15 protein-coding genes and 2 pseudogenes are annotated in these 20,026 nt (G+C 59.3%); 9 read left to right on the top strand and 8 right to left on the bottom strand.

What is annotated here, in order from left to right; all coding sequences use genetic code 11:
• Positions 1-16 precede the first annotated feature (16 nt).
• From P0D80_RS28330 to P0D80_RS28310, 5 genes and pseudogenes are all read left to right on the top strand, one after another.
• Positions 17-517: pseudogene (locus P0D80_RS28330) on the top strand (MFS transporter); the annotation flags it as partial.
• A gap of 235 nt (positions 518-752) precedes the next feature.
• Positions 753-2,054 carry an MFS transporter gene (locus P0D80_RS28325; protein ID WP_408288357.1) on the top strand — a complete coding sequence of 434 codons (1,302 nt, stop codon included), beginning with the start codon at positions 753-755 and terminating at the stop codon, positions 2,052-2,054.
• A gap of 107 nt (positions 2,055-2,161) precedes the next feature.
• Entirely contained in the window at positions 2,162-3,043 is an 882-nt protein-coding gene (locus tag P0D80_RS28320; RefSeq protein ID WP_494478662.1) for a glutamate cyclase domain-containing protein, read from the top strand.
• Between the two features lie 35 nt (positions 3,044-3,078).
• On the top strand, positions 3,079-4,179 hold the full coding sequence (locus P0D80_RS28315; protein WP_408288352.1) for an alanine racemase: 1,101 nt from the start codon (positions 3,079-3,081) through the stop codon (positions 4,177-4,179).
• Between the two features lie 106 nt (positions 4,180-4,285).
• The gene (locus P0D80_RS28310; RefSeq protein ID WP_408288349.1) at positions 4,286-4,684 is read left to right on the top strand and encodes a RidA family protein; all 399 of its coding nucleotides are present in this window, start codon (positions 4,286-4,288) and stop codon (positions 4,682-4,684) included.
• Between the two features lie 29 nt (positions 4,685-4,713).
• Here the strand turns inward: P0D80_RS28310 and P0D80_RS28305 are convergent, their stop codons facing one another.
• From P0D80_RS28305 to P0D80_RS28290, 4 genes and pseudogenes are all read right to left on the bottom strand, one after another.
• A complete protein-coding gene (locus tag P0D80_RS28305) occupies positions 4,714-5,580 on the bottom strand; it encodes an amidohydrolase family protein (RefSeq protein ID WP_408288346.1) in 867 nt (288 codons plus the stop codon).
• Positions 5,564-6,472 (bottom strand): polysaccharide deacetylase family protein, encoded by a 909-nt coding sequence (locus P0D80_RS28300; protein WP_408179733.1) that lies wholly within the window; start codon positions 6,470-6,472, stop codon positions 5,564-5,566. The genes P0D80_RS28305 and P0D80_RS28300 overlap by 17 nt, the downstream gene beginning before the upstream one ends.
• A 56-nt stretch (positions 6,473-6,528) precedes the next feature.
• Positions 6,529-7,824, bottom strand: coding sequence for an MFS transporter (locus P0D80_RS28295; protein WP_408288342.1), 1,296 nt, complete (start codon positions 7,822-7,824; stop codon positions 6,529-6,531).
• A gap of 99 nt (positions 7,825-7,923) precedes the next feature.
• Positions 7,924-8,061, bottom strand: a pseudogene (locus tag P0D80_RS28290) (porin); the annotation flags it as partial.
• 137 nt (positions 8,062-8,198) lie between these two features.
• Here P0D80_RS28290 and P0D80_RS28285 point away from each other — a divergent pair.
• Entirely contained in the window at positions 8,199-9,098 is a 900-nt protein-coding gene (locus P0D80_RS28285; RefSeq protein ID WP_408288339.1) for a LysR family transcriptional regulator, read from the top strand.
• 394 nt (positions 9,099-9,492) lie between these two features.
• Here P0D80_RS28285 and P0D80_RS28280 read toward each other — a convergent pair whose 3' ends face one another.
• Both P0D80_RS28280 and P0D80_RS28275 read right to left on the bottom strand, forming a co-directional pair.
• The gene (locus P0D80_RS28280) at positions 9,493-10,485 is read right to left on the bottom strand and encodes a LacI family DNA-binding transcriptional regulator (RefSeq protein WP_408288336.1); all 993 of its coding nucleotides are present in this window, start codon (positions 10,483-10,485) and stop codon (positions 9,493-9,495) included.
• 369 nt (positions 10,486-10,854) lie between these two features.
• Positions 10,855-11,085: a hypothetical protein gene (locus P0D80_RS28275; protein WP_408288333.1), complete on the bottom strand. Its 231-nt coding sequence runs from the start codon at positions 11,083-11,085 to the stop codon at positions 10,855-10,857.
• Positions 11,086-11,393: 308 nt separating this feature from the next.
• Here P0D80_RS28275 and P0D80_RS28270 point away from each other — a divergent pair, with 308 nt between their 5' ends.
• Positions 11,394-12,245: an MBL fold metallo-hydrolase gene (locus P0D80_RS28270; RefSeq protein WP_408288330.1), complete on the top strand. Its 852-nt coding sequence runs from the start codon at positions 11,394-11,396 to the stop codon at positions 12,243-12,245.
• Positions 12,246-12,902: 657 nt separating this feature from the next.
• Here P0D80_RS28270 and P0D80_RS28265 read toward each other — a convergent pair.
• The gene (locus tag P0D80_RS28265) at positions 12,903-13,211 is read right to left on the bottom strand and encodes a putative quinol monooxygenase (protein WP_132379765.1); all 309 of its coding nucleotides are present in this window, start codon (positions 13,209-13,211) and stop codon (positions 12,903-12,905) included.
• Positions 13,212-13,361: 150 nt separating this feature from the next.
• The gene (locus tag P0D80_RS28260; RefSeq protein ID WP_408179737.1) at positions 13,362-14,858 is read right to left on the bottom strand and encodes a replication initiation protein; all 1,497 of its coding nucleotides are present in this window, start codon (positions 14,856-14,858) and stop codon (positions 13,362-13,364) included.
• 1,241 nt (positions 14,859-16,099) lie between these two features.
• On the opposite strand from P0D80_RS28260, the gene P0D80_RS28255 reads away from it, so the two are divergent.
• Together P0D80_RS28255 and P0D80_RS28250 are read left to right on the top strand one after the other, a co-directional pair.
• On the top strand, positions 16,100-17,317 hold the full coding sequence (locus tag P0D80_RS28255; RefSeq protein WP_132381211.1) for a ParA family protein: 1,218 nt from the start codon (positions 16,100-16,102) through the stop codon (positions 17,315-17,317).
• Positions 17,314-18,288, top strand: coding sequence for a ParB/RepB/Spo0J family partition protein (locus tag P0D80_RS28250; protein ID WP_408288326.1), 975 nt, complete (start codon positions 17,314-17,316; stop codon positions 18,286-18,288). Before P0D80_RS28255 ends, P0D80_RS28250 begins: the two co-directional genes overlap by 4 nt.
• Positions 18,289-20,026: the final 1,738 nt, after the last annotated feature.

Genomic DNA, 20,026 nt, shown 5'->3' with positions numbered 1-20,026 from the left:
GTATTGAGACTGCTTTCTGCGGCGCACCCTCATCGCCGGCAGCGTGTTCTTGCCGATTGGCGCCGTGGTCTTCGCAGCACTGACCCCAGAGAGCACACCGCTGTTTGCAGGAATCGGGTCGTTGATCATGGGCTTTGGGATGGGAATAGTTAGCGTGAGCTCACTTATTCTGATCCAGGAAATCGTCAGGCCTTCGGAACGCGGTAGCGCGACGGCGTCCAACCTCTTCTCCCGCAACCTCGGCAGTACGCTTGGCGCAGCCGTGTTTGGCGCGGTTCTGAACTATGGGCTGACTCATTCCACCGGCACCGCGGAGTTGACCTCCGATCAGTTGCGACAGCTTCTTGGCTCGGCACCGGGCGACGCTATCGTCAACGCTGCGGTGAGAGTTGCGCTCCACCAGTCCCTCCATCTCACGTTCTCGTCCGTCCTGGTGATATCGATCGGCGCGGTCGTCTCCTTGTTGCTTGTACCCACCATCAAGCTCGTGCAAAGGAGCGAACCTACAACCAATTGATACGCCGGCCTTTTCCTCACCGGGTCACCTTTGACCCAGCGCATGATCGGCGATTTCTATCGATTGCCCGGGTCACTTTCGATTATCTCCACTCAGAGCCGCGCACCTATACTCAATTTTTAACCAGCACGGAACAGGCGCCTGCGGCGTGGCAGATGACCAGTTCATCCATCGCCGATGCGCAACGCGCCGCGCATGTACGTGACATTCAAATAGCGAGTCAGGAGAAGCAGGCATGAGCAGAGCACCCGCCGCGGTCGTCGCGTACGCGCAGCCGAAGACATCGGTTCGCTGGAAGATTTTTCTCATCATGTTGCTGCTCGTCACGGTCAACTACATCGATCGTGCATCCCTGTCCGTCGCAATGCCGATGATCGCAAGCGAGTTCACGCTTACGCCGGTCATGCAAGGCCTCATCATGAGTTCGTTTTTCTGGTCGTACACGCTGATGCAGATTCCGGGCGGCATGGCAGTCGACCGCTTCAAGCCGCGGCTGGTCCTCGCGCTGTGCACTTTGCTCTGGGGTGCCTTCCAGGGTCTTGGCGCGTTGACGACCAATGCGATGTCCTTGCTCGCGACGAGGCTCGGACTCGGTGTGGCGGAAGCGCCCGTGGCCTCGGCGGGAGGTGCGCTCAATGCAATGTGGCTCACGCAGCATGAGCGGGTCCGCGGCGCATCGCTGATGGACGGCGGTTCACCGCTCGGCGCGGCGCTCGGATCAGTACTGATCACCTGGCTGATCGTAGTGGCGCACTCATGGCGCACAGCGTTCGCGATCGCCGGCGTCGGCACGGTCCTATGCGGCGTAGGCGCCTGGTACTACATCAAGAATCAACCGCGCGATCACGCCGGGGTCAACGAAGCCGAAGCGGAACATATCGAACAGGCCCGGCGCAAGGAAGATGAAAAAGAAGCGAAAGACCTGTCAGGCAACTCGCTCGATTTCTTCAGGTATCGCTCAGTGTTGCTGATGTTCGTCGGCTTCATGTGTTGCACGACGCTTTACTACGGCCTGTTGACGTGGATGCCCACCTATCTGCAGAAAGTGCAGGGCTTCAACATTCAGCAGATGGGCGGCGCCAGCTTCGTGATCTTCTTCTGCGGCTTCATTGGCGAACTATGCGGTGCCTACGTCGCCGACAAGTGGCTCGCGAGCGGCGCCGCGCCGAACCGCGTCATGCGCACGATCTTCGGTATCGCCGGCGTGGTCGCCACGATTGCGGTGTTTTCAGTGGCACATGCGACGAGCCCCACGATGGTCGTGATCCTGCTGTCCATCACGCTCTTCTTTCTGCGCTGGGGTGGTCTGTACTGGTCGATCCCCGCGATGCTCGCCTCGCGCAACAAGGTGGGCGTGCTCGGCGGTCTGCTCAACTTCGGTGGGAATATCGGCGGCATGGTGATCCCGATCGCGATCGGCGCGATCGTTCAATTCACCGGCTCCTATTTCCTCGCGCTGATGTGTTTCGCCGCGATGGGCGTCGGCCTGATGCTCTGTTCGATCGGAATCGATTATGAAACGAAGATTCCGGTCTAAGCCCTCGCCGCGCCTCGCATGAACTCCGTTGCTACTGAGATTGGAAAATGGGAATAGCAAAAGTCGAAGACATCATTGGCCAAACCGTCCGGCGCGATATTGGCCGCATGAAACGGTTCGTTGAAGGTCAGCTGGAAGCAGCCGCGCGCTCGATCATGAGCACGCCCAACGCCCACGTCGGTATCGTGACTGGCTTCTTCATACGCAATGCCGTCCCGCCCTCGCCGGAGACGGATGGACTGGGCGGCATGGCCCACCTGGCGGCCGCACTTTCGAACCTCGGCATACCGGTGACGGTGATCTCCGACGCGCCATGCTGCAAGGCGGTCTGGGCTGTTACAACCGAATTGCCGAAAGACGTGGCGTTCGAGATTACCTCGGTGAGCGCCGCATCGGTCAAGTCGCTGAGAGCCCGGCTCAGCGAGGCTGAACGTCCGATCACGCATATGATCGCGATCGAGCGGGTGTCGCCCGCGAGCGACGGCAAGCCGCACCGCGAGTACGGCGCGGACATGTCCGACGATACCGCTCCGCTGCATCTCCTGTTCGAGGATCCCGAGTGGCCGCGTCCGTGGGTCACGATCGGCATCGGCGACGGCGGCAATGAAATCGGCATGGGCGTGCTGCCCGAAGAAATCGTCCACGACGACATTCCCAACGGCCCATTGATCAGCGCAGCCATTCCCGCCGACTACCTGATCGTTTCGAGCGTCTCGAACTGGGGCGGCTGGGGCCTGGTATCCGCGATGGCGATGGTCGCGCCGCGAGATGCGGCCGCGCGGTTGCTCACCGATTTCACGCCAGAGCGCGACCGGGCTTATCTCGCCGCGGCCGTCGACGTCGGGCAGGCGGTTGACGATAGCCGCATCGACCGCCCCGCTACGCCGAAAATGAGCGTCGACCGGCTGTCGTGGGAACAGCATGCACAAGTGCTGAGTCAGCTCAGAGCTCACGTTGACGGATATCTCGCAGCGCCGTCGCACTCGTGAGCGCGACGCCCTTTTCCTCTCTTAACGCACCAACCATGTTCGACCTTTCGAGTACCGCTCTCAAACGTGCGCCGTCATGGGCCGCCAGCTTGCCAGAAGAATTGCAGACACCGTGTTTCATCGTATCCGAGCGCGGCATCGTCGATAACCTGCATGCGACCGCCCGCGCGTGTGGAGGGGTGGAACGCCTCATGCCGCATGTGAAGACGCATCGCGCAGGGTGGATCGTCAAGAGACTGATTCGCGAGGGCGTAACCGCATTCAAGACCGCGACCGTGGCGGAAGTGGCGATGGTGCTCGAGGCCGGCGCGAAACACGTCGTCTGGGCGTATCCGACTGTGAACCCTGCTCATATCCGTACCGTGCTCGCGCTGGCGCATGCTCATCCGGACGCACGGGTCGAGGCGCTCGTCGACTCGGCGGCAGGCGTAGCCGCGTGGCGACTCGCGACAAATGGGGTGCAGTTGCCCAATCTCTCGCTGCTCATCGATCTGGATGCCGGCATGGGCAGAACCGGAGCGCCGATAGCAACGGCGACGCTGCAACTGGCCCGTGAGTTGGCCACGCTCGGCTGCTTTGGAGGATGGCATGTCTACGACGGCCACATCCATGATCTCGACCATGCCACACGCCGCAAGCGGGTGGCCGCCATCGTGGAGGAAGTGGCGGCGCTGACGCGCGCCGCCGAGGCAGAGGGATTGTCGAGAAGGCTCATCGCCGGGGGCAGCTATACGTTCGATCTGTGGCCGCTCACACTCGCCGATTTCGTGTCCCCCGGCAGTTGGGCCTATTCGAGCGCTCAACACGACCTGGAGTTGCCCGCACTCGGCTGGACGCCGAACGCCTATGTGCTGGCCACGGTGATCTCACGCAATAGCACGACCGCCACACTCGATGCGGGCTCGAAGGCGATCTCGCCGGACAAGCCGCTGGCCGAGCGCTTTCGCTGGGACGGCAAGATCGTCATGATGAGCGAAGAGCACGTGGTGGTCGAAAACACCGATCTGGCAGTCGGCGACCGGGTGATGCTATTGCCGCGCCACGCTTGCACGACTGCTTATCTCTACCCCAGTGCAATGGTGCTCACCACGGAAGGGTCGTGGGAAGTGCGTGAACAACTCGGGAACCGTCGATAAGCCATAAGGCTCGTGGCGGGCAGAAGTCGATTGAAGCGACGCCACGCAGCCACGCACGTCATACGGCAAGTCGAAAAAACACCAGATCAAGGCGAAGGGAAAAAACATGAACGATAGCGGCACGTCCCGCGCACTGCGTAGCGTCAATCCAACGGACCTCAAACCAGGCGGGCACTATTCTTCCGCGATGATCGCGGGCGACTTCGTCTTCCTGTCCGGCCAGACGCCGCGCGACGCCGACCGGAAGGTGATCGGCGACTCGATCGAAGAGCAGACCCGTGCAACGCTCGCGAATGTCGAGCGGGTGCTGGCGGCCGCCGGCGCGAGACTGGAGGATGTCGTCAAGGTCACGGTCTATCTGACCGACTTGACGCTCTTTAGCCGCTTCAACGCGCTCTACGCGAACTGGTTTGCCCAGCACAAGCCGGCGCGAACGACCGTGGAAGCCGGTCTGCAAGGTGTACTCGTAGAGATCGACGTGGTTGCCTACATCGGCAAGCATTGAACCAGGCGGCGCGGCGTGCCGCACGCATGCTAAAAGCCGTAAAGCCTCGCAGGATTTTCAACGAGGATTCGGTGCCGCGTCGATTCATCCGGTATCCACAGCGCCAGGTCATCCAGCAAATGGGCAGCGTCCGGCTTGTTGCCGGCCGCTTGCGTCGGATGAGGCCAGTCCGTTCCCCACAGCATCCTGTCCGGGGCAAGCCGGGCCAATCTGAGCGCGACAGCGCCGACGTCGGCGTAGACCAGCGCTCCGCTTTTCGACGCGAGATAGGGGCCGCTCAATTTGACCCAGGTACGGCCGCCGGCCAGCAGCGCCTCGACCATCCGGAACGCGGCATGCTCCGCGCCGTCCGGTTGCGGGATCTGCCCCATATGATCGATCACGAGCGGCGACGACAGACTCGCAAGCAACTGCCGATGCGCGAGTAGCTGCGCGGCGGTGGCATTGACCTGAATGTGCCAGCCGAACGGTTCGATCCGTTTCGAGAGCGGCGCCATCATCGATACCGTGACGCCGACCAGGTATTCGAGGTTAAAGCGCAGCCCGCGTACGCCCATATCGTGAAGACCGGCCAACTCACCATCCGTCACGGTGACGGGCACGGTCGCGATACCGCGCGCGGTCTTTCCGAATTGCGATAAGGCATCGAGCAGACATCGGTTGTCCGTTCCATACGTAGACGGTTGAACGACGACATGTCGCTCGACACCCAGCCTCCGCTGCAGCGCGCGATAGTCGGCGACCGTCGCGTCGGGCGGCAGCAACTGCGCTGACGGATCGACTGGATACCGCGCATCGTAGATGTGGTGGTGACTATCGGTCGCCTTCGGCGGAACCGGAAAGCGCGGCTGCCCGGCGCCGCCGGATCGCGCACTGGATTCAGGTCGGTTGTGCATGTTCAAGTGCCCATTCGGCGACATCGCGATGTGTCGCGAACCACACTCCCGGCAACGACTGCGCGTGCCGGATGATTTCTTCCAGAATCCATATCCTCGACCGGTAACCGGTGACGTGCGGATGCATCGTCAACTGGAAGACGCCACCCTCCGCATAGGCCGCATCGAACTCGCGGCGAAAGATATCGTAGACGTCGGCCGGCGAAGTATAAGGCCGCACCGCCTCGAAGCGATTCATGATCAAGTACGCGCCGTCGTCGCGAATCCACTCGACGGGCAGTTCGACGAGACCGCTCGGCACGCCGGCCTCGAGCAGTTCATAGCAGTCGACGTCGGCCATCAGCGACGAATCGTAGCGCAATCCCATTTCGCGCGCGATGGACAGCGTATGCGGGCTGAAATCCCATGACGGCGTACGCATGCCCACAGGACGCTGCCCGGTGATGGTCTCGAGCGTGTCCGCCGAGCGTAGCAACAGATCGCGCTCCGCCTCATGCGGGAGCACCGAGTTCAATTCATGAATCCAGCCGTGCAGGCCGATTTCGTGGCCGTCGCCGACGATACTGCGTGCCTCTTCCGGATGCAAAAGCGCAGTGACCGCCGGTACGAAGAACGAGGCCGGCACGGCATATTTGCGCAGCACGTCGAGAATGCGCGGCATGCCCGCCCGGCTACCGTACTGCCCCCAACTGAGCCGGCCGATCGACTTTCCGCCCTCGCGCAATTCACTGGTTTCGTGGTCGCAATCGAATGAGAGCGCCACCGCGCAGCGCGCTCCAGCAGGCCAGCCATTGGGGCGAAGCGCGCGTCCCGCGCGTACCTGGTCGACCAACTTCCGCCAATGGGCCTCAGGCCATTGCCAAGGCTGGCTATACGAGTCATCTGGGTTCATCAAAGCGTCCTTACTGACGGTTGTTAATTGAAGACCGGAAAGCGGTAGCGCCGGTCTCATACAGGCAACTTCTTCTCGTAATCGATGCCGAGCGAGCAGAGCAGCAAGCCGACGCCGGTCGCCGCAAAAAACATCATGGCGAGAAAATACGAACCGGTTGCCTGGACAATCCCGCCGACCAGAATCGGCGCGCCAATGCCGCCGACCGCCGCTCCCAGGTTCAGAAAGCCACCTAGCGTGCCGACCTTGTTGCGCGTGGCAAGCAAAGGTGGAATGCACCAGTACAGGTTGCCCCAGCGCAAAAAGAAAACCGTGCACGAGAGCAACGCGACGACCAGCGTCGCGCTGGACAAGTAAGCCACCGAAAACACCGAGACGGTGGCAATCACGCCAGCCGCGCCGAAAATCGTACGCAACACCGTGTTCGGCCTGCCGCCCGCCGCCAGCCACTTATCGGCAAGCCACGCGCCGACGAGTTCGCCGGCGAAGCCGGAAAAGTAGATGATGAAGCTCGACCCACCCATTTGACGGATATCGAGGGCGTGCTCCCTGATCAGATAGCTCGGCATCCACGTGAGCAATCCATTGAACAACGTGTTGCAGCACATGAAGCCGAAGAACATGAACAGGAAGGAGCGGTACTTCAGAAAGTCGATTGAGCGCCCGGATGCGTTGGCCGGCTCGCGCTCCAGTTCTTCCTCGTGCGAGCGCTCGATGAACGATGCTTCGTCTTCGTTGACCGCCGGATGCTCACGCGGATGATTGCGGATATAGACCCAGGCCAGGGCGCCGGCCAGCGTCGTGGCGACACCCGCAACCACAAACGCGAGGCGCCACGAACCCAATACTCCGATCAACGCCGAGATCAACAGCGATCCCACCGCTGCGCCGAGCGGCGCACCGCCGTCCATTAGCGACGCGCCCCTTGTGCGTTCGTTGCGCGTCAGCCATAGCGCATTGAGCTTACCGCCGGCAGGCGCGATCGACGCTTCGGCGAACCCAAGACCGAAGCGCATGAGCAGTAGTGAAGCAGCGTTCGTACAGAATCCCGCCCCGGCCTGGAAGCCTCCCCAGACGAGCGTCGCCACCGTGATCACGATGCGCGGCTTGAAACGGTCGACCAGCAGGCCCGCCGGAATCTGCATCACCGCATACGACCAGAAGAACGAACTCAGAATCAAGCCTTGCACCATCGGCGAGAGCGAGAACTCCTTCGAGATCAGGGGCATCGCGACCGACAGCGAAGCCCGGTCCACGTAGTTGATCGTGATCAGCACGAGCAGGAACCAGAAGATCCTCCATCGAACCGATGATTTACGGCCGTGCGCCAGCGCTGCCATTCTCGTGTTCATGTTCACTCCCCTGCTTCAGTAGTGGTTGCCGCTCGAGCGGCGCTATCAAAATCTCACGCGCAGGGCCGCACGCCGCCCTCGACGCCGCTTTGCAGCGGCCCATTGACTATGGCCGGCCGAGTTGCTGACGTAGGTCAGCCCCTCATCGATCATCCCGTACAACGTGACGCTGCTTTGCGCAAACGCTGGAATAGCGAACGCGTTCGAAAGTGCGAGAGCGAGCAGCGATTTCCTTATCATAAGGATTCCCAATTCATCGTCAGAACGCTTCGGTGTCGATAGAGAGGCAACCAAGGAGTGCACCGAGTATACGAATGCAATTTTTCCGGGAGATAATCAAAGTTAGCGAGACCATCTGATAGAAACCTTCGATCATGCGTATTTCTCTTCAGCAAATTGAAACCTTTTACTGGGTGGCGCGGTTGGGAGGGTTTCATGCGGCGGCGCGTCATCAACATCTCACGCAGCCGACCATTTCGGCGCGTATCCAGGAGTTCGAAGAACATCTCGGCGTGCAGCTGTTCACGCGCAGCCGGACGCGCACCGAACTCACGCTCGCAGGCCGCGACGCGCTCGCCGATGCGGAACAGGTGCTGAAGCTCGCCGAGAAACTCGAACAGATCGCGAAGCGTACCGACCCCATGTACGGGCTTCTGCGTCTTGGCGCGATCGAGTCCATCGCCCACGCTGGGCTTGCGGATCTACTGACGCAACTCAAGACGCGCTATCCGCACATGAAGATCGAACTCACGATTGACGTGGGCGTCGCGCTCGGACGCAAGCTTGGCGCGCACGAACTTGACATAGCGATTCTGAACGATTCCACCGATGCGCCCCACGTGGTCGAGACCGCCATCGGCCACACCGATCTGCACTGGGTTGCGTCGCCGCAACTCGTGCCCAATAACAAAATCGCGCCTCACGATCTTGCGTCGGTGCCGATCATCACCGTCTCGCAACCGTCATCGAACCATTCGCTGGTGATGAACTGGTTTCGCAGCGCAGGTTGCAATCCGGACAACATCAGCTCATGCAATTCCCTGTCGATGATGTCGCGGCTCGTCGCGGCCGGACACGCGGCGGCCGTGTTGTCGCCCGCGATAATGCGCGCAGAGATCGATTCCGGGCTGATTCACGTGCTGAACACTGAACGGCCAATCACTCAGCAAGGGTTCTTTGTCGCCTATCAGGAAGAGTGTCTTAGCGGCGCGGATACCATCGTGGAGCTGGCCAAAGAGGTGCTCACGCGCAGTCGCGTGCTTATTCCGGGGTAGTCGGCGAGCGGGGGTGGACTATTGTGCGCCGTACAGCGCCAGACCGACGTACGGCGTGTTCATCAGGACAGGGGCGGTCGAGCTCCGGCAGACGTCGGCTGTCGTGCATGGAACTTGCCAACGCAGGTCGCTAAATGGGCGTTCTTGCCGTTGCTGCCCGGCAAATCTGAGGTGCGCACTGCCGCCGAAGCGAATGCGGCCGCACCTGTTACGTGCTGAGTCCGCGCATGGTGCGGAGTAGGCATCAGCCACGCAATGGTTGTCGGGGTCAGCGAGAATCTGAGTCGTCTGTCCGGACACACGAGTCGCCGACGCGTCGTCGCTGCACGCGCCGCAGTCCGTGCTCGCCCGACTTTGCGTCTTTCCATGACGCGCCACACCGCGCGTCGGCGACCTAGGTGTTGCGAGGACGCGCCGTCGTGCCGCGCACGATCAGATCGGTCGGAACGATATACTGCGAACTCACCGGCCGTCCTTCGATCCGTGCGAGCAGATACTCGGCGCTGCGCGCGCCGATTTCGTCAGCGGCGAGCCGCATGGTCGTTAGCGGCGGCGACGTGAAGCTGGAAAATTCGATGTCGTTGATGCCCGCGATCGACAGGTCGCCCGGTACGTCGATGCCCGACTCGCGCGCCTCGGCCAGCGCGCCGATTGCAAGCAGATCGGTGCCGCAAATGACGGCCGTCGGTCGCTCAGGGCCGTTCATCAGCGCCTTCATCGCCATCTGCCCTTCAATGATCTTGTGCGGCATCTCGATCAGATGCTCGTGGCGCAACTGCAGCCCGCGCGATTGCAGCGCCGCGCGCACGCCGATGATGCGATCAGCCGCACGATCGCTGTGCTGCGTCATTTGCGTAATCATGCCGAAGCGTGTGTGCCCGAGATCGAGCAGATACTCGGCAAGGCGACGGCCGACCGCCACGTTGTCGAAACCGACATACGGGTAGTCGTGATCGACTGTCCAGCCATTGACGAGCGGAATCTGTTCCTTCTTGATCAGTTCGTAGAGCGCAGGCGAGTGGCTGCGGCCCACGAGCATCAACCCGGCGATACCGTCCGCGATCAGGGCACGGACCTGCTTCAGTTCGTCTTCCTGGTCGTAGTACGAGCATCCGAGCAGCAATGTATAGCCGGCTTCCCCGATGCGCTTTTGCAGCGCGAACACGCCGATCGCGAAGTTCTGGTTTTCCAGCGATGGGATCACCGCGCCAATCGTTTTCGAGCGCTGCGATGCCAGCGCACGCGCCGCGGCGTGCGGTGTATAGCCGAGTTCCTGCGCGATGTCGCGCACGCGGTTCTGCAGTTCAGCCGCTACCTTTGCGTTGCCGTTCAACACGCGCGAGACGGTCGCAGTCGATACCCCTGCCGCGCGTGCAACATCGATCACGGAAATCGCATTCGATTTGCGACGCGGCGCTCTTTTCTTTGCCTCGTTGGTCAACTTGAACCCTGCCCGATGTCGAGGCGCACCATCGCGCCTTCCCTGTGCGGCATACTATAACGCGGCACCTTGAGAAATGGCCACCGCTGGGCGCGGGCCTTCGCCTGCTCCGTCCGTTCAGCGTTCGCGTCGGACTGTACGAGCCAGTCGAAGCTGCCGGAAAGAGTGCCTCGTGCCGATCCTTCACCCGCCCCGTGGCCGCGATCTGCACGGCATACCGTTGTGCGCTATTCGCCGGCGCGTAGCCCCGCTGCCGTAGGTTCTGTCCCTGCGGTTGCGAGCATTGCTCGACACACTGGGGGCGATCACGAAGTGCTAGTCGGGGTAATCATGCAGCGCTTTGTCGGTTGCATCACTCCGTGATGGCTGAGCAAAACGAAAGGATGGCGCAGCGCCGTCGGTGTACTGCCGGGACGAAACCAGTTGATCCGCATGCATGCGACCGATATGCCGCGCCTGTTCCGCGTCCATCCAGCCGAGCGCATTGGCGATTACCCGGTCGCATCGATGAAATCCCACGGGTGATTCGAACTCGGCGAACACCACGCGTTTGAAGTCGGCGTGCGAAGACTGGGCTCAATGGCACCCCAAAGTGGCATTCACCAAATACCCAATTTAAGTAATCGTTTCTCTAGCGTTTGAGATTTCCTTCAAAATTTAATCAAAAGCGTAGAGTCCCTAGGCATTTCTCGGGTAAACCCCGATAAATTATAGAGAAAGCGCTTACTCACTTCACCTATACTGTGGCTTCCGAACGGCCATACCCGCGACCGCGACAACGCACCTTATCGCCCGGCAATGCGCGCGGCGGAGTCATGTGTACCGATAAGATCGCGGCATCACCTTGCTCATGAATGGGTGGGAAGGGAAACGACCGAACTCGCCCTACGACCGTTCATCTGATCACCGACCCAGATTCGGCCAGGGGCCAGCCCGTCAAGTGGGCACTCTGCGTCAGCACCACAAAACAGTTGAAGCGAGCCTCAGACATGGCATTCACCATCGTACCGATCCGCTGCGGCGATATCGTCAACCATGAGCGCTCGTGTTTTTTGTACCGCAAGAACTGCGGTTCCGCGCGCCTGCATGCGCCTTGTATTGCGTGGTTGCTGCGCAGCGCTCGCCAAACGATCGTCGTCGATGCCGGGCCGGGTCCCCGCTCGCGCGCACCGCAGTGCTACACCGAGACGGATGCCGGAATCGACGACCTGCTGCAATACGGTCTGGCGCGCGAAGGCGTCGACCCGGCTTCCGTCGAACTAGTCATTCTCACTCATCTGCATAACGACCACGTCGGCGGCGCGCGGTTGTTCACGAACGCACGCTTTCATGTCCAGGAAGCCGAGTTGAAAGAGGCGGTCTGGCCGGTGCCGTTCCAGCGTCCGATCTACGAAACCAACCAGCGCGGCCGCACTCCACCGTGGGTGGACATTCTCGACCGGATGGACGTGGCGTTCGGTGACGCCGACGTGGTGCCGGGCATCCGCGTATTGCGCCTGCCGGGACATACGGGGCTCACAGGGTGTGTTGGTCGACACGCAGGCAGGACCGTATCTCATCGCGGGCGACCTGATTCCACTCTACGAGAACTGGCCGGAGGACGGCAGCGAGCCGATCCCGAACGGCAACCACACGGACCTGCGCGCTTACGACGAAAGCTTCCGCCGCATCGCGGCGCTTGGAGCAACAGCGCTACCGGCGCATGAGCCAAAGGTTTTCGATTGCAAGGTGTATCCCCCGCCGCAGGTCCGGTAAGCGGTCGGTATTGCCACGGAAACAGACGATGAGGCATAGATGGTTCCAGCCGCAGGGCGACGATGATCAACTTCATGGATCGCATCAACTTGGGCTTCGCGATACCGGCCATCGCAGCGAACTGGCGTCGACCTCCGCGGTATTCGATTTTGCCTCCGGCGAGCTTTTTCCCGGCTATGGCATCGCGCAGCCGATCTGGGCCGGCTCACCGACCACAGATACGGCAAGACGCTCATTGCCGTTACGCGGGTGCTGTGGAGCATCGCCGAACTATCGCAGAGCATGGTCCATAACGCGTTGCAACGGGCGGCCGTACGTTTTGCGATCGGTCTGTTCGAAGGAGCATCTTCCCGACCTTCCTGCTGTTCGTGAAGAACGGGTTCGCGCCCTGTAGGCGGGCCACAAGTACCAGCGTCGTTCCGTTCCCAGATCCGCGCGCAACTGATTCGGCTTCCGTTGCGCAGGTGTAGCCAAGAGCACGCTGTTCCCATCGCACCGTCGCAGCCAATATGCTGCGAACGCATTCACCGCATCATTGATCGTTTAGGTGCCCGACTGCTTGAGACATTCCCTGCTCATCAAAAGCAGGGCTGCACGAGCCCAGCCCTTTAGCAAGCCTGGAGCACGTTGATGACGCGGCTCACGAGCAACGGGCGAGTATTGCGTCCGTATTCGGCCATATGCGCGGAGGCCGCATGCGCCTTTAACGCTTCCGCGCTTTCCCAGCGTTCGATTACAGCAAAGGTGTCAGTGCCGAGCGATGTCTGAATCGTCCCGAAGTCCGGTACGTCGACTACGGCCTCGTAGCTAATGCACCCCTCTTCCGCCAGCACCGCCGGACGGTTTTTGTTGAAAAGCGCCAGCACGGCTTCGCGTTGACCGGGCTGGGTAGTGATCGTTGCAATGACATGGATCATCCGGATTTCTTCCTTTCCTGTTTCGGCGCCGATCGCCGCGCGAAAATGATAGCCGCATTTGGACATGCTTGCTGACAGGGCCTCACTGTGCGGTTCTGGTCGGGCAACTTCCGCAGCGAAGCGCAGGATTGCTGATAACCGTACAGAACGTTATGGGTTCCGCGCGCGTACACGCGCAGCTTTTCTAATTTCGCCGGCGACGTACGAACTGAACGTATTGGCAACGTCTGGCAGATTCAGAATGTTGGCCTCAGTGACATTAGCCGGTTTGAGCATTTGACGCTCAATAGCGCGCAGTCCCATCGTGCTCGACGCGACAAACTTGCGGACGAGGTCCTCCCGTGTCTTCTTGTCCGCTGTGTCGAAGAATTCGCGCGCCAGACGAATCTCCTCCTGTCGACGTTTATCGGCTGCCGCGTTGGCTGCCGCTAGGCTGGCCTCGACTTCCTTTTGCCTGTCAGACCTCGTCCCCTGTTCCCCCGTCGCGGCCTCAACAAGCTGGGCCTGAATCAACTCGACCTGCCTGTCGGCGTCGGATACCCGGTAGTTGTCCGAAAGAGCCCTCATGAGGTAGGCGGATGCTCTTTTCACCTTGATACCCTGCCTGATTGTCCAGCGGGTGTAGTCGATGGCTTGTTGAATGCGCTCGTCCGTCCAGACGAACCTGTTCTCAGCGATTTTTTCAAACTGTTTTTCAGACAGTCCGAATTCGTCTTGAAGCATTTTGAAGAGTACGACTGAGTTCAGCATGGCCGCTTTGGATGCCAATGCCCCTTCTTTGCGTTTGAGCCGGAAGCGTATCTGGTCTTTCTTTCGCGAGCCGGGAGTTCCGGCACGGGTCTCATACGACAACTCGATGTCGGACAGTTCGTTGATTTGGTTGACGGCTGGCTCGAGATAATCGCGCTTGAAGTATTTGAACTCGGCGTTGTTTGCCCATGACTTGCCGGGCAAGTTTCGAACAAGGTCGAGTGACAGCCAGTCTGTTAGCCCGCTGGGTACGGATGGCAAGACATGGTCGTAAATGCCTCGAGCGTAGATGAGCGTAAATCTCGAGGTGACTAGCAGGCTGGTCCAGTACGAGTTCTCAGGGTCCTTGATGAGGCGTTGCAGTTCGATAGGCACGCGGAAGCGAATCCGGCCATTTCTGACGCTGACCCGGCCGATCAACTCAAGCCAGTCTCCGTCTTCATTCTGGACGGCCAAGTCCTCATCCGCATCGTCATCACCGGCACTGCCCTCCTCGCCGGGTTCGAGAGGTTCCTCCAGCATGCGTCCTTTCGAATCTACGGACACTACCGGTGCACTCATCACTTCGAGCATCGAAGATTTGACGCTGCGAATGACGCTGGAAAAATGTTTCTTATTCCTGCTGTCATAGCGCATCAGCCATTTAAAAAAGCTGAGCGTCACGTCATAGGTTTCCTGAATTTCAGGGTCCTGCGCGACGATGAAGTAAGCGGCATCCACAAAGCGTCTGGCGGACAGTCCTAATCCGATAATGCGCGCGAAGACCCGGTTCTTTTGATACCCGATATCTTTATCCGGACTAGTCTCATCGATGGACCTTTGCGCCGGCGCCATCTCGACGAATAGGTCCAGTGCAAATTGAAGAGGAGTGACTCGCCGGTCGACGCTGCTGGACATGCCTGTTCCCTGGAAATTTCAGCAGACTCTAGGCATACAAAGGTGAGATGTCAACAAGAAAGTCTCACCTTTGGCACTGAGACGAACAGCATGCACATCATCTCTCACCTTCGGCACACCATCTCTCACCACTAGTGAAAGCGTCGGTGCCGCAGCCCATGATGGTAGAGGGTTTCAGCCGGTTATCCACAGGTGACGCAGGAAAATCTCTCACCTTCGGTAAAACGCGCTTTTGTCTCTCACCTCGGCATACTATAAATCTCCCCTTCTGCACCCAAATGTCTCACCTGAGGTGCACATTTTCTCTCACCTTCGGCACATTGCGTCTCACCTGTCCGGCACTAACCGTTTGATAACAAAGGAATCGCATTTCCCCTGTACGTTTGTTAGTTCGTTTTTTTTCTTTAAAACAACCAACAAACTGCTCGGCAACGTGGCTAGCTAAACGGCCCGCGCTAGACATCAGAGCCGAGCGCAAAGGTCCGATATGCGGTGGGACCTAAATAGGGCTGTCAACTCTGCGCGCTCGAGTGAGTGAGACAACAAGTCTCCCGCCGCGTTTAGGTCTGTATGGCGAGAACGATGGCGCTTTTCGGATGAGAGAAGCAGTGCCGCCCCACATGCATTTGGAGCGTCAGTCTCGGTGATGTTCTTCGCGCCTGCTTCAAAGGTGAGAGATTGTGTGCAGCATTTTCTGCTGGCCGATTCACACGAGGTCTTTCGTCCACGCCGTCGGTCACATTCAGTTGCGCCGCGACGATCGTCCTACGTACAACCTTCAGCGGCGAATGTTGATGACCGTGGGGTGAGGGATTTTGTGCATGCGGATGCGCGTCCGATACTGGCATTTGTGTGGATGCACACTATCTCTCACCTTTGCCCTCTTCTTCTGTCAAACGAAATAAAAATGTAATGTAATCGTCCCATGTATGTGCTCTCATCGCTACCAGACATCTTGAACTCTAGCCTCTCAGTCCGTTTCCTCGGCTCGGTCTGACGGGTTAGTGGACAAAAACTCTCACCTTTTTTCCATAACTGCATCCCCGGCGGCGTCACCTGCTTTAAAGGTGAGAGATTTTGTGCGGGCGATTTCGTTCACGTTGGCTGCCACACATATCGTTGAAGGCATAAAAAACAGTGGCTTACGAACGATATTTGAGAAACTGGACGACAATATAACGCTGTTTTTGCGTTTTTCCTGTATTCTCCGTTTAGCTTCAATTTCCAGGGAAAACTCCGAAATGGCCAATGTCAGCCAACCGATGCCGATAGACCGAACCGTGACGCTTGAGGAAATCTCAGATTTCGCGGACGTCGTCACCGATTATGCAACTGAACTACGGGACCAAATTCTCGCGCCGCGCCCGCGCAAGGAAGCGCCGGTGTTTACGACTGGAGAAGTCGCAGAGCTATGCGGCCTGACGCGTCAGCAGGTGCAATACTTGGCAACCAAGGGGGATGGTGTGTTGCCGGAAGGGCAGTCCACCGGGACAGGACGAAGCCGAAGTCGGCTATTTACACTAGGTGAAGCTCGAAATTGGGTACAGCAGGTGTCGGACATCTACCAGACGCCTTTGGTAGCTGGACCGAGCGATTTCGAAGGCAAAGTACTCATCACGTCGCAGTTGAAGGGGGGCTCGGCTAAAACCACAACGTCGATGTGCCTTGCCCAAGGGTTGAGCCTGCGCGGGCGAAAGGTTCTCGTTGTCGACCTTGACCCCCAGGCTTCGCTTTCCGAGCTATGTGGGCTGTATGCCGAAAAAGAGGTATCTCCGGACGATACAGTGCTTCCTTTTGTCTATGACCAAAAGGTCGAAGGAGGTCTGCTCTCCCGGGTGCAGCCAACGTACTGGGATGGGTTGGATATCATTCCGGCGCATACAGAACTGGTCGGGGCTGAGTATCACCTTCCCGCGATGCAGATGAAGCTTGCAGGATTCAAATTCTGGCAGGTGCTCCGGGATGGACTAGCGCCATTGCGCAAGCACTATGACTACATCATTCTGGATACATCGCCCTCTCTGTCCTATCTCAACCTGAACGCATTGATGGCAGCGGACGCCATGGTAATGCCGATGGTCCCGGAGAATCTCGACTTCTTCAGCTCGCTTTCCTTCTGGCGACTTTTCTCGGACGTCGCCAAGTCGTTCATCAAATACGAAGCTAACAAAAAGTACGATTTCGTTTCTGTGCTGCTGACCCGCGTGAATTACAACAGCACTTCCGCGGCACCGGTTGTCCGCACGTGGGCACAAGGTGCGTATCGTCACTGGCTGGACCCGTTTGAGGTTCCTGCCAGTTCCGTAATGAGCTCAGGTGCTCTCGCATTTACGACCGTTTTTGACATCAGCAGCTCGCATAGCCAGGCGAAATCCTTAGCGCGCGTCAAGCAGCCGTTAATTGACTATTGCCGATGGGTCGATGACATGTTCGTCAAGCAATGGAGGCCAGCACAATGAGCGCCAACAATATCCGTGATCAGATGTTGGCCAAGACCGCAAATCTTCGGTCAACAGCGGAACGAACCCCCGATGCCAGCCGTCGCGCAAGTCGGACAGAGACGGCACCGGGGATGGCCGGAGCATTGGCGGCCGCGCAGTTGAGGGTACAGGAGCTTGAGTCGTCCGGGACGACGTCGCAGTTGCCAGTGACAGAAATTATTCCTAATCCCTGGCAGCCGCGGCGCGTATTCAATGAAGCAAAGCTGTCCGAGCTGGCAGAGTCGATTCGCGAAGTCGGGCTCATGCAGCCCATCGTGGTTCGTCGGGTTGAATCGGCCTACCAGATTGTGGCAGGGGAGCGGCGCTGGCGAGCACACAAGATGCTCGGGGCGGAGTACATCAAGACGGTGGTCATCGAGTGCTCCGACCAGGACATGATTGTGTTGGCGCTGGTCGAGAATATGGACCGGGACGACCTCACCGATTATGAAGTGGCCATCTCGCTTCGTCGGTCTGAGAGCGAGTTCCCTAGCCGTAAAAGGCTGGCAGAGGCAGTGGGCCTCTCACGTACCGGGCTATACCAATTTCTTGCGTTCGAAAATCTGCCGGACTTCATGAAGAAGGACCTTGATTTGCAGCCTGCCCTACTCGGCTGTAACGCTGCAGAGGAAATTGTCTCAGCCCTTAAGAAGCACGGCGGCGAAGCTGAGTTGGCTGCACGCGAACTCTGGCCAGATGTGGTCAAGGGAGATCTGGCCCAAGGCAAACTTGCGCCGGCGATTATCGCGATGGTGACCCGTCGTGCGTCGGGGACGACGGCTCGGGAGAGGCTTATCGAGAAATTCTTCGCCGGAAAGGACCAGGCGGGAAGCATCACGAAGGACGTCAATAGCTTTACGGTGAAAATCAAGGCTGCGGCTTTGACCGAGGCACAAGAGGCGCGAATTCGGCAGCTTATCAGTGAGCTGTACAAGGGCGAGCCGCGATGACCTAGCATTTCTTGCGACAAAGGAGCCCGCGTCGAGCGGGCTTTTTTTTGTGCCGACGCGGGCGTCAGTAATACTGACACTGGACGCCTTGAAGCAAGACGATGTGTTCTATCGCCGAGGTGATGGGAGGTCGATGGCAGGCCGTGTCTGCGATTCGCGTTCCGCTCGGGCAAGGCGCAACATTGGGCGCACATGTGTCAGTGAAACCGACACCGACCGATTCTGAATTGCATACGACGGACGGCGCGTCCGGTCGTGGACGTTTGGCCGGTCTGGCTCTGCGGGAGCAGTGTCGGTACTACTGACACTCTGAGTTTTGGACAAGAAGGAGGACGGCAAGCAGAAAACCTTAGCTCTTTTTTGAGGTCGTCTTCCAAGCGCGAGTCAATAGCGAGCCTGCATCCCATAGAAGACAAAGCTCAGCCCGCAGCGACGCCTAGAAGATGAACCGGGTTGCGGTCATCACATGGGTTTCAACGTATGCCACACCTGCTCCTTGATGTGCTTTCAGGAGTGGCGCCTGCTGTAGTTGTGGACCGCCGTCCCGTCGGCGTTACCTAGGGTCACGGTATTTCCTCTTGCGAATGTGAGGACCGGCTTGGTTGGCATGAAGTGTGGGCCGAGGTTCATATGCACTGGAATTTGCGCAACCGCTACGAGGAGCCACGAGTGTATTGACAGGTTGCGACAGTGACTCTACAACGCGCCCTGTTCGGAGTGTCGGTATTACTGACACCCGCGGTCGATAGTCGATTTGCTTCGAGATATCCTACTTTTCTTCGTGTAGAGGCGTCAGTATCCCTGACAGGCGTTCAAGCCACACCTTTCGACCTATAGGCGGGCAAATATATGGCGACAGCGTAGCGACCCGACTGTTCATTTGCTCGCCGCTGATAGCGAGGGTGGAAAGTGCCTCCAGCGGCGTTGCCTCCCTCTCCCTCGCACAAGCGTGGTCGTGTTAGAACTAACCCGGGCCCGCTCTACCGATATGTAGATCGTTGCACTCTGGAGGAAAGCGTACCTCAGCACTCGCTGCGGCACATCCACGCGCAGGTGGTCGGCCGCGAGCAGGTTGACGAACGTGTGCTGCAGCGCGTGCGGCGCCGCTTCAAGCGAAGGGCGCGGTTCCCGCACGTCCAGCGCGAGAGTTTCGTTCTCCGCGAGGCGCTGCTGTGTCCGCGTCACGGCTTGGTCTAACCCGTGGCGCAGGATCCACTCCAATCCACAGAATGAGCAGATGCTTTGCTTGCGGGTTGCCGTGGTTGGAATCACCACCCGAGAGAGGCGGGATTTCTCGCTTCTTCGCATCCTAAAAGTCATGTTCGCGATCGGCCGTGAGCGCGTGGCCCTTCGACGACCAAATTCGAACGAACTCTGTCCGCCACTTTCGGTTCCACAGAATCGCGACCTTCCAAGGGTATCTGCTTCTTCGTGCTGCTCGCGCCCGGGCTGGGGCAAACACGCGGATAAGTTGGAAAGAATCATCCCGCTGCATATTGGCCAAGCCCATCAGAAGGACCGTTGCGCACGCGAGGCAGTACTGTGTGCCCGGTACCGTGGGGCCATTGACTTCCAGCGACATGGTACGCCGCGAGTGGATGAACTTCGCGCATTCAGGGGAGCAGCGCCGCCGCCGTGCGTGAACGACTCCTAGTGTCTCTTCGGCAGGCTTTGTCGACGGCAGCCGCCAGTCTTCGTTTCTGTCGCCGGGTCCGCGATGTCCCGACATGGGTTGCCG

This window comes from Paraburkholderia sp. RL17-373-BIF-A (assembly GCF_046030175.1).
Taxonomy (GTDB): domain Bacteria; phylum Pseudomonadota; class Gammaproteobacteria; order Burkholderiales; family Burkholderiaceae; genus Paraburkholderia.
This window is presented reverse-complemented; position numbering and strand designations above follow the sequence as displayed.

Coding starts and splice junctions, on each gene's coding strand:
- P0D80_RS28325 (WP_408288357.1), top strand. CDS start 753: ATGAGCAGAGCACCCGCCGCGGTCGTCGCGTACGCGCAGCCGAAGACA.
- P0D80_RS28320 (WP_494478662.1), top strand. CDS start 2,162: ATGAAACGGTTCGTTGAAGGTCAGCTGGAAGCAGCCGCGCGCTCGATC.
- P0D80_RS28315 (WP_408288352.1), top strand. CDS start 3,079: ATGTTCGACCTTTCGAGTACCGCTCTCAAACGTGCGCCGTCATGGGCC.
- P0D80_RS28310 (WP_408288349.1), top strand. CDS start 4,286: ATGAACGATAGCGGCACGTCCCGCGCACTGCGTAGCGTCAATCCAACG.
- P0D80_RS28305 (WP_408288346.1), bottom strand. CDS start 5,580: ATGCACAACCGACCTGAATCCAGTGCGCGATCCGGCGGCGCCGGGCAG.
- P0D80_RS28300 (WP_408179733.1), bottom strand. CDS start 6,472: ATGAACCCAGATGACTCGTATAGCCAGCCTTGGCAATGGCCTGAGGCC.
- P0D80_RS28295 (WP_408288342.1), bottom strand. CDS start 7,824: ATGAACACGAGAATGGCAGCGCTGGCGCACGGCCGTAAATCATCGGTT.
- P0D80_RS28285 (WP_408288339.1), top strand. CDS start 8,199: ATGCGTATTTCTCTTCAGCAAATTGAAACCTTTTACTGGGTGGCGCGG.
- P0D80_RS28270 (WP_408288330.1), top strand. CDS start 11,394: ATGGGTGGGAAGGGAAACGACCGAACTCGCCCTACGACCGTTCATCTG.
- P0D80_RS28265 (WP_132379765.1), bottom strand. CDS start 13,211: ATGATCCATGTCATTGCAACGATCACTACCCAGCCCGGTCAACGCGAA.
- P0D80_RS28260 (WP_408179737.1), bottom strand. CDS start 14,858: ATGTCCAGCAGCGTCGACCGGCGAGTCACTCCTCTTCAATTTGCACTG.
- P0D80_RS28255 (WP_132381211.1), top strand. CDS start 16,100: ATGGCCAATGTCAGCCAACCGATGCCGATAGACCGAACCGTGACGCTT.
- P0D80_RS28250 (WP_408288326.1), top strand. CDS start 17,314: ATGAGCGCCAACAATATCCGTGATCAGATGTTGGCCAAGACCGCAAAT.